Genomic DNA, 12646 nt, shown 5'->3' on the forward strand with positions numbered 1-12646 from the left:
TCTTTATTTCCCATCTCAAACAGTCTCTCCCCAGACTGTTTTGACGAAAACTTTGTTTTCTTTATTTCCCATCTCAAACAGTCTCTCCCCAGACTGTTTTGACGAAAACTTCGTTTTCTTTATTTCCCATCTCAAACAGTCTCTCCCCAGACTGTTTGAGCTAGTACTAAAAATAAACTAAACGGCTATAAAACAATCTTCTTTTTTTATTCCAGTTTTTTAAATAGCAGTTTGATTATTATTTAACCCAATAAATATATGTCAGAGAGGAAAAGGAGTCTCTTCTTGTTTTAAATTGAGGGAGTAGTCTTTGCTCCTTTCACAAGTTAGCTTCTAAAATCCAAGGAGTGAGAAAAATTCAACTCTTTTTCAATTGATAGCTCACTATTTTTGTAGGATTTTTCAACTTTAACAAAATAATTACAACCTCTTTATCTAGAATTTATCATTTATTGTTAGACTGATAGTGGACTTACTCACTAATTCATTTCATTTAGAGACAAGTCTAATATCAACTAACTATTTCATAAAAGAGGTTTAAAAATGGTAAAAAGAACAGTTTTAGTGACGTTGGCAGCCTTGGCATTAGCGGGTTGCAGCAGTACAGCTTCTACGGAAAAAAGTGATCTCGATTTAAATGGTATTTCGCTAGAAGAATTGGTAGTGAAAGCAAAAGAAGAGGGCCAAGTAAACTCCTTAGGAATGCCTGATAGTTGGGCAAATTGGAAGGAAACCTGGGAGGATTTGGATGAAAAGTATGGCATCAAGCATAGCGATACAGATATGTCTTCGGCAGAAGAGTTAGCCAAGTTCGAGAGTGAAAAGAAAAATGCCTCTGGGGATATTGGAGATGTCGGAATCGCTTTTGGTTCATTGGCAGTCGAGAGGGATTTGGTAGTAGGCTATAAAACTTCGTACTTTGACGAGATTCCTGAATGGGCGAAAGACAAGGAGGGAAGATGGATTATTGGTTACACCGGCACAATGGCATTTATGAGCGATACGAAAAGCGTTAAAAACCCACCCAAATCTTGGGAGGATCTCAAAAATGGTGATTTTAAAGTAACGGTAGGTGATGTTGAAAAAGCGAACCAAGCTCAATTTGCTGTCCTAGCAGCTAGCTATGCCTTTGGTGGTGATGAGAAGAACCTGCAACCGGGGATCGACTTTTTTAAGAAGTTGGCGAAAGAAGGGCGTATAGTAACCACCTCTCCCGATCTTGCTACCATTGAAAAGGGAGAGCATGAGGTAGTGTTGATCTGGGATTTCAATGCCTTAAACTATCGCGACCAAATTGATAAGGGCAGATTTGATATCACGATACCAGAAGATTCATCAGTAATGAGCGGTTATGCGACTGTTATCAATAAACATGCTAAGAATCCGCATGCTGCTGCCCTAGCTCGTGAATTTATCCTATCTGATGAGGGGCAGGATAACTTAGCAAAAGGATATGCAAAACCGATTCGGAAGAATGCCACTATTTCAGACGAAGCTAAAGAGAAATTGTTGCCGGATGAAATGTATAAAAATGTAACTCCTGTTAAGGATTCTGACGCTTGGAATGAAACCCTAAAGGAATTACCGCAAAAATGGCAGGAAGAGATTTCAGCATTGCTACAATAATATCGGAATAAACTTCTTGGAAAAGGATAACTGCTTTCAAATTCATCGTTTCTTTTGTACAGTCATTGAGGCTGGGCTCAAGCCCTGCCTCAATGGGTTTAAGGGCTACTTGTCAAAAAGGGATGGAAGCCTTTAGCAGGCGTTTCAGCTTTAGCTACTTACGGATATGGCTCCTTAGGGGTAAATCTCATAGGGGCAAGATAGCGCACTTGGATTTCTTTGTTTTGTAGCCGTTGCGGCTATGCTCCCTTACGGATAAGGAGTGAACTGTGAGGGATATAGCGAGTTTTGTATCTTATATTCGTCAAAAATCAAAATCTGACGTCCTTAACTCGCCTTGCTGTTTAAAAAGCTCCAGTGGAGGTTTTTAAACAGTTCCAGATTTTGATTTTATAGAGTATTAGGGTCTCACGACGGAGCGTGATTGTTTGATAGTGGTTTGTAATACTTTGGGAGGGAGAATGTGAAAGAAAAGTCACTATTTATCGTTAGTATCAGTATCTTATTTCTTTTTATAGCCGCCTTTTTGGTCTATCCATTTGCTATCATGTTACTGAATAGTTTTCAATCAACTGCACAGGGTACCTTTACACTGGACAATTATCTTGAAATCTTTTCAAAATCTATCTATCTGATGGCTTTTCGAAATTCGATTGTTATTTCAGTAGTATCCAGCATGATTGCACTCCTTTTAGCTACTATTTCGGTGGATGTCATTAAGGAAAAATCAAAAAGATTCCAAAATAATATACTCGTTCTGGCAAATTTAACGAGTAATTTTGCGGGGATTCCGCTAGCCTTTGCTTTTATTATTTTACTTGGGAATACTGGTATTCTTGTATTGCTAGACCAGTTGCTCGGTCTGAATCTACTTGAGCATTTTAATTTATATAGTAGGGACGGGTTGTCACTCATCTATATCTATTTTCAATTACCTTTAGGAATCATGTTATTATATCCGGTATTTGATCATTTGGATAAACACTGGAAAGAAGCCGCCGCAATCTTGGGGGCTAGTGATTTTCAATACTGGAGATATATCGGTCTCCCCATTATTTCCCCCGGTTTATTTGGAGTGTTTACGATTATGTTTGCCAATGCAATGGGCGCCTATGCTTCGGTCTATGCTCTAACGGGGAGTACCTATAATATAGTATCCGTTCGTATTGCGACAACAGTGGCAGGAGATGTGATTGCGAGACCTGAAATCGCTTCGACCTTATCTATTATTTTGGCATTTATTCTATTAGTAAATATGTTGATTGGCGAATGGTTAATGAATAGGGGAAGGAGGGATAGGAATGAAAAAGTCCATACGACGCATTAGTCTACTATTGTCCTGCATGTATTTGACGGTGCCGCTACTCGCCACCTTATTCTACTCCCTTTCTAGTAATTGGAGCCATACGATTCTACCAGAAAGCCTGACCTTAAAATGGTACAGTGACCTATTCTTGAGGGTTGATTTTCTCCAATCAATGCTACGTTCCTTGCTGCTGGTTGGAGGGGTCGTCATTGCAGCAGTGTTCATCATGGTTCCTGCCATCTATGGGATTATCCTTTTTTATCCGAGATTAGAGCGCTTTATAAAATGGGCCATTGTCGGAAGTTACGCAATGCCGGGCATCATTTTAAGTGTCGGTCTGCTAAAGGCTTATGCGGATAGTCCGCTCCCTATGCTCTTTGTGGTTGCAGGTACCTATTTCACGAGTACGCTGCCCTTTATGTATCAAGGCATTCGGAATAGTTTGAGAAATATAGATGTGATTCAATTAAATGAAGCGGCAGAAGTGCTGGGTGCTACTAAGATGATAACATTCAAGACCATCATCCTACCTAGTATGATGCACAGTATTAAGGTATCCGCCCTTTTGAGTTTTTCAGTCCTATTTGGTGAGTTCGTAGTCATCAATATGTTACTGGGGGCAAGATTTAAAACAGTACAAATCTTTTTGATGGAAAATATAAAGAAAAATGGTCATTTTTCAAGTGCTATTGTAGGATCTTATTTCATTTTGCTTGCAGTGGTTGCTCTCATTGTTTTGAGAGCAAATTCTGGACGTCAGGAGGGCTAAGGGATGAGTTATATACAAGTAAATCAATTGGTTAAAAAATTTAATGGTAAGGAAGTTCTAAAGTCCTTGGATCTAAGGATTCAGGAAAAGACCATCACAACCCTACTCGGACCAAGTGGTTGTGGGAAAAGTACCTTGCTGCGTAGCATTGTCGGTCTCCATCCTATCGAGGGGGGAGAGATTATAATTGATGGAAAAAGGGTTGACCAGCTACCTCCAAATGAACGAAAAATCGGGATGGTATTTCAAAATTATGCCCTCTTTCCAAATATGACTGTCCAAGACAATATCCGTTTCGGACTGGATATGAAAAAGATTGATAAACAGGAAGCCAATGCTTCCGTGCAGGAAATGATTCAGCTAGTTGGGCTTGAGGGAAAAGAGACAGCACTTCCAAGAGAGCTTTCAGGTGGTCAGCAACAACGCGTAGCCTTGGCGAGGGCTTTGGTGACAAAGCCGAAAGTGTTGCTATTAGATGAACCGCTAAGTGCGCTAGACGCCCAAATTAGAAAGAGTATACAAAAATTACTAAGGCGTTTACAGTATGAATTGGGAATAACCATGATTTTGGTCACCCACGATCAGGAAGAAGCGATGGCGCTAAGTGATTATATCTATATCTTAAAGGACGGTTGTATCGCTCAAGAAGGAGAGCCCAATGACATCTACAAGCATCCGAAATCAGAGTTTATCGCCAAGTTTATCGGCAGTTATAATCTGCTCAATGCTGAGGCTTTCTATGACATTTTCAAATCTCCTCTACAAGGAGCATCTTTCGTAGCCATCCGCCCTGAAATTTTCAGTCCGGATCCCTTAGCTGATGCCTATCAGGTCGAGGGAGAAATTATGGGGAGTTCCATGTTAGGCTCGATTGTACGGTATGATATAAAAATAGGCAATCAGATGATTTATTTAGATCGCCTAAATCGCTCCTACCAGCAACTAGATACAGATAATAAAATTCTCCTCTATGTCAAAGAAGAAGATATGGTGAAAATCTAAGATACAAAGCCCGTTAAAAACTCACAGCGAAAACATGGAGAGCATGGAGGATAATATCAAGTAACTTTATAAATTTTTTACCCGAAAACCATTGAAATACTTGACAAATGGTAGAAAATAGGAAATTGAAGCAGGGTGTCTTGCACCCGATAAGATTTCTCTTTTTCGCACAGAGTTTAGGGCGTGTTCAGTTAAGATACGAGGACGTTAGAAGCACACAGTGAAAACATAGGAAATACGACGCAGAGATTAGAGAGAGTTTGCTTCGCAAACTTCTATTTCCCGCCTCTAAAGGTATACTATACCTTTAGAGCTAGGAGTATTTATCCCTAAAGGGAGCCGCAGATGTAACTAGCTAAAGCTAGAACATCTGCGTCTCTTTTTCACACAGTGCTTAGTCCGAGTTCAATTACATGAGATACGAGGGCGTTTGACACGAGTTTCGCTCGTTCTATCTCCAACCTTCCACAGTCTATTCCTAGACTGTGGAAGCAACTAAAGTTGCAACAGTTGCGTCCCCCTAAAGGGAGCCATACCTGTAATCAGCTGAAGCTGAAACAGTTATGTCTCTTTTTCCGAGGTTTTAGGCTGAACTCAATTCTACAAATGGCGACTTTTGATTGATTAAGTAATTTCATTTGAAACTAGGTAATTAAGAGATTTGAAAAAACAAAGACAAAAGAAAAGGATAGATAGCAATGTTTAAAATTCTTCAATTAACCGATTTGCATTTCGGAGACATACACCCAGACTCCCAACGAGGAGATGCTGCGACCAAAGAGCTGATCACTCGACTTGTGGACGAACACAGTCCTGATTTGATTGCCATAACTGGCGATTTAATTTGGAGCTTGGCAAAGGAGAGTCTGGTGACATTTAGGGAAGTGCTAGCCTTTATCAATGCTTTTGAGCTTCCCTTTGCAGTAACCTTTGGGAACCATGATTCTGAAGCCGACTTTGACCGAGAAGCACTAAATCTTATCCTGCTAGAACAGCCTCATTTTGTTACGCCACAAGCATTGTTTCGGGCGGACGGGCGTTTGAACTATTATGTTGAATTTCAAGATGGTGGAGTATCCCACAGGCTATATTTTATTGATTCGGGCGATTATGATACATACTCTTTTGGAGAATATGGTTTTATAGAACCCCAGCAGATCGACTGGCTGGTTGAAAATGAGAAAGGCTTTGACGGGATCAGCCAGCTATTTATCCATATTCCGCTGGAGGAATACAACCGAGCTAAGCAAATGGGATTAGCAGTCGGTCATCAAGATGAAGAGATCAACTGTCCAGGATTAAATACGGGCTTGTTTAGTCGTCTCTACCTTCATACCAAGATAAAGGCTGTCTACTGTGGTCACGATCATGACAACGATTTTTCAGCTGATTATTTTGGGATTCAACTCAACTATGGACGCGTGACAGGTTTTAACACCTATGGTCACTTAAAAAGAGGTGGACGCCTGATCCTGATTGAAGAAGAAAGGATTCAATCAAGCATAGTGGAGTAGAAAAAGAAAAAAGGAGCAAGCATTTGTTCCTTTTCTCATCTTTCTTTTTTGAAGAGTGCCCAATCACTTAACCCTTGCGTTTTATCTCACCATGGGGGAAGTAGCTGCCTTCTGGCATGTCCTTGATGATGACATGGATGGCTTCTTTAGGGGCATTGGTATTACGGGAGACCACCTCGGTAACTTCACGCGCGAGGGCGATTTTTTGTTCTTCCGTGCGTCCTTCAAATAAATCAATTCGTACAAATGGCATAAGATTCTCCTTTTTCTTTTCTAGGACTAGTATAGCATATTCGCAAGGAATGCGATAGCCGAACGGAAACGTTTTTTCTTTTTCTCTAGTATCGTATTTATCAAATTTATGGTAGAATGGAATGAGTGAGTTTGATAGATTGGAAGAAGAAAGTGGCTCAATTTTATTTTAAATATGGCTCCATGAATTCTGGAAAGACCATTGAAATTTTAAAGGTAGCGCATAACTACGAGGAGCAGGGCAAGAATGTGGTCATCATGACGTCAGCCCTTGATACACGCGCAGGCGTTGGAGTTGTCGCAAGTCGTATCGGTATGCAGCGAGAAGCGATTGCTATCACAGAAGAAATGAATGTCTATGATTATATCGCTGGCTTGTCTTTGAAACCCTACTGTGTCTTGATTGATGAAGCTCAATTTTTAACCAAACAGCATGTCTATGATTTTGCCCGCGTGGTGGATGAACTGAAAGTGCCAGTCATGGCATTTGGTCTTAAAAATGATTTTCGCAATGACTTATTTGAAGGCTCCAAGCACTTACTGCTATTAGCAGATAAGCTGGATGAAATTAAAACCATCTGTCAATATTGCTCGAAAAAAGCTACCATGGTCTTGCGGACAGTGGATGGCGAACCTGTCTATGAGGGAGAGCAGATTCAAATCGGGGGTAACGAAACCTATATCCCTGTGTGTCGTAGGCACTATTTTAGACCAGAAAGATAGGAGAAAAGATGAATATTTATGATCAATTACAGGCGGTGGAAGACCGCTATGAGGAGCTCGGAGAATTGCTGAGTGACCCCGCTGTGGTCAGCGATACCAAGCGTTTTATGGAACTATCAAAGGAAGAAGCAGCAACCCGTGATACGGTGACCGCTTACCGCGAGTACAAGAAAGTCCTTCAAAGTATCGTCGATGCAGAAGAGATGATCAAGGATGCGTCTGGTGATGCAGAACTAGAAGAAATGGCTAAGGAAGAACTTAAAACAGCCAAGGCGGATAAGGAAGCCTATGAAGAAAAGTTGAAAATTTTGCTCCTGCCTAAAGATCCGAATGATGACAAGAATATTATCCTAGAAATCCGTGGAGCAGCTGGTGGAGATGAGGCAGCCCTCTTTGCAGGAGATCTGCTGACCATGTACCAGAAATTCGCAGAAAGCCAAGGCTGGCGCTTTGAAGTCATGGAGGCCTCTTACAATGGTGTCGGTGGTATCAAGGAGGTCGTTGCCATGGTATCGGGGCAATCGGTGTACTCTAAGTTGAAGTATGAATCAGGCGCTCACCGGGTACAGCGTGTACCTGTGACCGAGAGCCAGGGACGGGTACATACCTCGACAGCAACGGTCTTGATTATGCCAGAAATCGAAGAAGTCGAGTATGACATTGACCCGAAAGACTTGCGGATTGACATTTACCACGCCTCTGGGGCAGGTGGTCAGAACGTCAATAAGGTTGCAACAGCGGTGCGGATTGTCCACCTACCGACGAATATCAAGGTCGAGATGCAGGAAGAACGTACCCAGCAGAAAAACCGTGATAAGGCAATGAAGGTTATCCGTGCGCGTGTGGCAGATCACTTTGCACAAATTGCTCAAGATGAGCAGGACGCCGAGCGGAAGTCGACCATTGGTACAGGGGATCGTTCGGAGCGGATTCGAACCTATAATTTCCCCCAAAACCGTGTGACCGACCATCGTATCGGCTTGACCTTGCAGAAACTAGATATCATCTTATCTGGGAAAATGGATGAAGTGATTGATGCCTTGGTGCTCTATGATCAAACACAGAAATTAGAAGAGTTGAACAAATAATGAACTATGCTCAATTGTTCTCAAGCTATGAAAGCAAGTTGGAGGAAGTTGGAGAAGAAGCAGAAAGCCTAGCCTATACCTTTCGCAGGGTGAAAGGGCTGACTCTGACGGAGTTTGTCTTTCTGCTAACCAAAGAGGTCACAGCAGAGGATAAGGTTCTGTTAGCCGACATTTTCCAGCAGTTGCTTGAGCATTATCCTGCCCATTATATTATCGGAAAAGCCGAGTTTCACGGTTTGGAATTACTGGTGGATCCGCGGGTGCTGATTCCTCGTCCTGAGACGGAGGAGTTGGTTGAGTTGATCCTAGCTGAAAATCCTAGAGAAGACCTCTCAGTACTCGATATAGGTACAGGAAGTGGGGCAATTGCGATTGCACTGGCTCATAGTAGAGCCAGCTGGCGCGTGACAGCCTCTGATATTTCGCTAGATGCTCTTGCTGTTGCAAAGGAGAATAGAGAACAGCATCAGGTTCAACTTGATCTTATCCAGTCCAATGTCTGGGAGAACATCAGTGGGAAGTACGATCTTATCGTTTCCAATCCCCCTTATATTTCACGACAAGATGAAGCTGAAGTCGGCTTAAACGTACTTCACTCCGAGCCTCACTTAGCCCTATTTGCAGCCGAAGACGGTCTTGCTATCTATCGAGAAATCGCAGCAGGAGTAGCGCACTTTCTAGCCGAGGGGGGGAAAATCTACCTTGAAATTGGCTATAAGCAAGGACAAGAGGTCAAAGAGCTCTTTCAATCCGCTCTGCCAGATAAACACGTTCGTGTCCTAAAAGATCACTTTGGACAAGATAGAATGGTGGTGGTCGATGATGGATGAACGGATTGCGAAGCGATTAGAAGCAGGCGAAGCAGTGGTGCTTCCGACAGAGACCGTCTACGGTTTATTTGGACGGGCACTCAACGAACAAGCTGTCCGAAACGTTTACCAACTCAAGCAACGTCCGCTCGATAAGGCAATGAATCTGAACGTTGCCAGTTTAGAGGATATTCTAGCTTTTTCTAAGGATCAGCCAGCCTATCTTGCCGATCTTTTCCAGAATTTTTTACCGGGTCCCTTGACCATTATTTTACAAGCAAATGAACAAGTTCCGCACTGGGTTAATTCAGGCATGAAAACCGTAGGTTTTCGTGTCCCAAGTCACCCTGTTACGCGCGACTTGATACAAACATTTGGGCCTCTGATTGGGCCGTCTGCTAATATCACGGGTCGAACAAGCGGTGTCTTGTTTGACCAGATTATGCAAGACTTCCATGGCGAGGTCGTGGGGGTAAAAGATGATGACTTCCTAACAGGGCAGGATTCAACGATATTGGACTTGTCAGGAGAGGAAGCCCAGATTTTACGCCAAGGCGCTATCACTCGCGAGGACATTCTCGCACAGCTACCAGAACTCAAGTTTAAAGGAGAAAACGCATGATTTTTGATAAAGAAGATTACAAGGCTTACGACAAGGAACTATGGGATGCCATTTCCGCAGAAGAAGAGCGCCAACAGCACAATATTGAGTTGATTGCTTCAGAAAATGTTGTTTCAAAAGCCGTTATGGCAGCACAAGGGTCTATCTTGACCAATAAATATGCTGAAGGCTACCCAGCTCGCCGTTACTACGGAGGTACCGAGTGCGTAGACATTGTGGAAAGCCTTGCGATTGAACGTGCCAAAGAAATTTTTGGTGCGAAATTTGCCAACGTACAACCTCATTCTGGTAGTCAAGCCAACTGCGCAGCCTACATGGCATTGATTGAGCCGGGCGATACCGTCATGGGGATGGATCTAGCAGCTGGTGGACACTTGACCCACGGTGCAGCTGTCAGCTTCTCTGGTAAGACCTACAATTTTGTTGCCTATAATGTCGATAAAGAAACAGGCTTGCTTGACTATGATGCCCTCTTAGCCCAAGCTCAAGAAGCACAACCAAAATTGATCGTTGCAGGGGCTTCTGCCTATTCTCGTATCATTGATTTTGCTAAATTCCGTGAAATTGCAGATAGCGTTGGGGCTAAGCTGATGGTTGATATGGCACATATCGCTGGACTGGTTGCAGCAGGTTTACACCCAAATCCTGTTCCTTATGCCCATATCACGACAACGACGACCCACAAGACCCTTCGCGGTCCTCGTGGTGGTTTGATTTTGACCAATGATGAGGACTTGGCAAAGAAAATCAATTCAGCTATTTTCCCTGGAATCCAAGGTGGTCCGCTTGAGCACGTTATTGCTGCCAAAGCGGTTGCATTTAAGGAAGTCTTGGATCCTGCCTTTAAGGAATATGCTCAAAAAGTGATCGAAAACAGCAAAGCAATGGCTGAAGTTTTCTTGGCTCATGATAAATTCCGTGTCATTACTGGTGGAACAGACAACCATCTCTTTCTTGTAGATGTCACCCAAGTGGTAGAAAACGGTAAAGTCGCTCAACATCTCTTGGATGAAGTACATATTACCTTGAATAAAAACTCAATTCCATTTGAAACCCTCTCACCATTTAAGACAAGTGGTATCCGGATTGGTTCTGCAGCCATCACAGCCCGTGGATTCGGTGTTGCAGAAGCCCGCAAGGTGGCTGAATTGACCGTGAAAGCCTTGGAAAACGAGCATAATGAAGCAGATCTTGAAGAAGTACGTCAGGAAGTTCGCGCTTTGACAGATGCTTTCCCACTCTATGAGGCTTAATCTCTATGGATATCTACATTAAAGAAGCTGTTATTCACCAGTTTAGTCCAGAAGATACCGAATTAGTCTTGGCGGACAAATTGTTGACGATTACGCCGAAGATTGAAGAATATTTGCGCAAGAAGATTGAGCGCTCCTATTCGGACGAGGCAAAAACAGGGCAATTGGGGGCTGAAAGCCCCTTTCTTGACTACCTATCAGACGATTTATTGGCTAGTTCAGTTGCCATTGCCAAACTTTGGAAGGAAGAATTTTCCATTTCTGAAAATCTCAAAACCAATGATCTAGTTTTCGTCCGTTTTGAGAAAAATGGGGTAGAGCAGTTTGCTTTCTTGCGGATTTCACTCCGTGAAAATCTAGTCCATGTCGGTGCAGAAAGTGACAGCCCTTTGAAACTCACGCAGAACAATCTGCCAAGTGCAGGATCAGCACCCGACGAGGCCTTGATTCTCAACCTCCAAACCCGTAAATACCATTTGATCGAAAAGCGGATTAAGTACAATGGCACCTTCCTGAACTATTTTTCAGATAATGTCCTGCAAGATAGTCCAGCCATATCTGCCAAGAAATCAATTAAGGCAGTCGAGCAGACAGCCCAGAAAATTGCTGAAAATTTCAATCAGGCGGATTTTCAATTTCAATCCAAAGTCAAGTCGGCTATTTTCAATCATCTGGAAGAAGACAATGAACTATCACCTGAAAAGCTAGCAAATCAATTATTCGACAATAATCTGACGGCTCGCTTGAGCTTCGTAGATGAGCTGAAAGAGGTCATTCCCGAAAAAGTCAGCTTCGAGGAGATTGACAGCAGTCGCCAATTGAAAAAGTTTGAAAACCAGAAACTATCCCTCTCAAATGGGATCGAGCTGATTGTCCCTACCACCATTTATGAAGACGCAGAAGCGGTCGAGTTTATTCAGAATAATAACGGAACCTATTCTATCCTCATCAAGAACATAGAAGATATTAAGAGCAAATAGCATGAAAAAATTAACAAGAACGATAGCCCTTGTCGTCCTTGTTTTTCTAGCTTATCAATTCTACAAAATCCACCAAGATGTCAAGCAAGTCATGACCTATCAATCCATGGTACAAGAAATCTTGGATGAAAATGATACCGAGGCCAATGAAGAATTGGTTCTAGCAATGATTTACACGGAAACGAAAGGGAAACGGGCTGACGTTATGCAATCGAGTGAGTCCGCTTCAGGCTCTACTAATACGATTACAGATAGTAAGGAAAGCATCCGCCAAGGGATTGAATACCTAAACCACAATCTTTCTCTAGCTGAAGATGCAGGAGTTGATGTCTGGACGGCGGTTCAGGCCTATAATTACGGTCCCTCCTATATTGATTACGTTGCCCAGCACGGAGGCAAAAATACCATTGCCTTATCAACTGATTATTCAAAAGATATTGTAGCCCCTAGCCTTGGAAACACCACAGAGAAAACCTATATCTATTACCATCCTATCGCCCTCGTCAACGGGGGTAAACTCTACGTGAATGGTGGCAATATCTATTATTCCAGACAGGTGCGATTCAATGTTTATTTAATCCGTCTAATGAGCCTATTTTAACCCAGTAAAAGAGCAAGGGGATAAGGTTATTTCCTGCTCTTTTTTCTTTTGGCAAAAAAAGTGATATAATACAGTTGATTAGTTTATTTCCCACCTCCAAA

At 42.5% G+C, this 12646-nt stretch carries 13 protein-coding genes; 12 read left to right on the plus strand and 1 reads right to left on the minus strand.

Annotated elements, in window-relative coordinates; all coding sequences use genetic code 11:
• The first annotated feature begins 543 nt into the window (after positions 1-543).
• The 5 genes from BU200_RS04750 (at position 544) to BU200_RS04770 (ending at position 6217) form a co-directional block, all read left to right on the plus strand.
• On the plus strand, positions 544-1626 hold the full coding sequence (locus tag BU200_RS04750; RefSeq protein ID WP_075099080.1) for an ABC transporter substrate-binding protein: 1083 nt from the start codon (positions 544-546) through the stop codon (positions 1624-1626).
• 463 nt (positions 1627-2089) lie between these two features.
• Positions 2090-2953, plus strand: coding sequence for an ABC transporter permease (locus BU200_RS04755; RefSeq protein ID WP_075099081.1), 864 nt, complete (start codon positions 2090-2092; stop codon positions 2951-2953).
• Positions 2928-3701, plus strand: a complete 774-nt coding sequence (locus tag BU200_RS04760; protein WP_075099082.1) for an ABC transporter permease — start codon at positions 2928-2930, stop codon at positions 3699-3701. Before BU200_RS04755 ends, BU200_RS04760 begins: the two co-directional genes overlap by 26 nt.
• Before the next feature lie 3 nt (positions 3702-3704).
• Positions 3705-4703, plus strand: a complete 999-nt coding sequence (locus BU200_RS04765) for an ABC transporter ATP-binding protein (protein WP_075099083.1) — start codon at positions 3705-3707, stop codon at positions 4701-4703.
• Positions 4704-5401: 698 nt separating this feature from the next.
• Positions 5402-6217, plus strand: coding sequence for a metallophosphoesterase family protein (locus tag BU200_RS04770; protein WP_075099084.1), 816 nt, complete (start codon positions 5402-5404; stop codon positions 6215-6217).
• Between the two features lie 67 nt (positions 6218-6284).
• Here the strand turns inward: BU200_RS04770 and BU200_RS04775 are convergent, their stop codons facing one another.
• Positions 6285-6470: a 4-oxalocrotonate tautomerase gene (locus BU200_RS04775; RefSeq protein WP_075099085.1), complete on the minus strand. Its 186-nt coding sequence runs from the start codon at positions 6468-6470 to the stop codon at positions 6285-6287.
• 152 nt (positions 6471-6622) lie between these two features.
• Here BU200_RS04775 and BU200_RS04780 point away from each other — a divergent pair, with 152 nt between their 5' ends.
• The 7 genes from BU200_RS04780 to BU200_RS04810 are packed head-to-tail and all read left to right on the plus strand — an operon-like array spanning position 6623 to position 12545.
• Positions 6623-7192, plus strand: a complete 570-nt coding sequence (locus BU200_RS04780) for a thymidine kinase (protein WP_075099117.1) — start codon at positions 6623-6625, stop codon at positions 7190-7192.
• An 8-nt stretch (positions 7193-7200) separates the two neighbouring features.
• Positions 7201-8280 (plus strand): peptide chain release factor 1, encoded by a 1080-nt coding sequence (gene prfA / locus BU200_RS04785; RefSeq protein ID WP_075099086.1) that lies wholly within the window; start codon positions 7201-7203, stop codon positions 8278-8280.
• Entirely contained in the window at positions 8280-9110 is an 831-nt protein-coding gene (gene prmC / locus BU200_RS04790) for a peptide chain release factor N(5)-glutamine methyltransferase (protein WP_075099087.1), read from the plus strand. The genes prfA and prmC overlap by 1 nt, the downstream gene beginning before the upstream one ends.
• The gene (locus BU200_RS04795) at positions 9103-9711 is read left to right on the plus strand and encodes an L-threonylcarbamoyladenylate synthase (protein ID WP_075099118.1); all 609 of its coding nucleotides are present in this window, start codon (positions 9103-9105) and stop codon (positions 9709-9711) included. The genes prmC and BU200_RS04795 overlap by 8 nt, the downstream gene beginning before the upstream one ends.
• On the plus strand, positions 9708-10964 hold the full coding sequence (gene glyA, locus BU200_RS04800) for a serine hydroxymethyltransferase (protein ID WP_075099088.1): 1257 nt from the start codon (positions 9708-9710) through the stop codon (positions 10962-10964). Before BU200_RS04795 ends, glyA begins: the two co-directional genes overlap by 4 nt.
• A 5-nt stretch (positions 10965-10969) precedes the next feature.
• Entirely contained in the window at positions 10970-11944 is a 975-nt protein-coding gene (locus tag BU200_RS04805; protein WP_075099089.1) for a nucleoid-associated protein, read from the plus strand.
• Between the two features lies 1 nt (position 11945).
• Positions 11946-12545, plus strand: a complete 600-nt coding sequence (locus BU200_RS04810; protein ID WP_075099090.1) for a lysozyme family protein — start codon at positions 11946-11948, stop codon at positions 12543-12545.
• Positions 12546-12646: the final 101 nt, after the last annotated feature.

The sequence above is a fragment of the Streptococcus acidominimus genome (assembly GCF_001921825.1).
In the GTDB taxonomy this organism is placed as follows: Bacteria; Bacillota; Bacilli; order Lactobacillales; family Streptococcaceae; genus Streptococcus; species Streptococcus acidominimus.

Excerpts from the sequence above, each read along its gene's own strand:
- BU200_RS04750 (WP_075099080.1), top strand. The coding sequence starts at position 544 with ATGGTAAAAAGAACAGTTTTAGTGACGTTGGCAGCCTTGGCATTAGCG.
- BU200_RS04760 (WP_075099082.1), top strand. The coding sequence starts at position 2,928 with ATGAAAAAGTCCATACGACGCATTAGTCTACTATTGTCCTGCATGTAT.
- BU200_RS04765 (WP_075099083.1), top strand. The coding sequence starts at position 3,705 with ATGAGTTATATACAAGTAAATCAATTGGTTAAAAAATTTAATGGTAAG.
- BU200_RS04770 (WP_075099084.1), top strand. The coding sequence starts at position 5,402 with ATGTTTAAAATTCTTCAATTAACCGATTTGCATTTCGGAGACATACAC.
- BU200_RS04775 (WP_075099085.1), bottom strand. The coding sequence starts at position 6,470 with ATGCCATTTGTACGAATTGATTTATTTGAAGGACGCACGGAAGAACAA.
- prfA (WP_075099086.1), top strand. The coding sequence starts at position 7,201 with ATGAATATTTATGATCAATTACAGGCGGTGGAAGACCGCTATGAGGAG.
- prmC (WP_075099087.1), top strand. The coding sequence starts at position 8,280 with ATGAACTATGCTCAATTGTTCTCAAGCTATGAAAGCAAGTTGGAGGAA.
- BU200_RS04795 (WP_075099118.1), top strand. The coding sequence starts at position 9,103 with ATGGATGAACGGATTGCGAAGCGATTAGAAGCAGGCGAAGCAGTGGTG.
- glyA (WP_075099088.1), top strand. The coding sequence starts at position 9,708 with ATGATTTTTGATAAAGAAGATTACAAGGCTTACGACAAGGAACTATGG.
- BU200_RS04805 (WP_075099089.1), top strand. The coding sequence starts at position 10,970 with ATGGATATCTACATTAAAGAAGCTGTTATTCACCAGTTTAGTCCAGAA.
- BU200_RS04810 (WP_075099090.1), top strand. The coding sequence starts at position 11,946 with ATGAAAAAATTAACAAGAACGATAGCCCTTGTCGTCCTTGTTTTTCTA.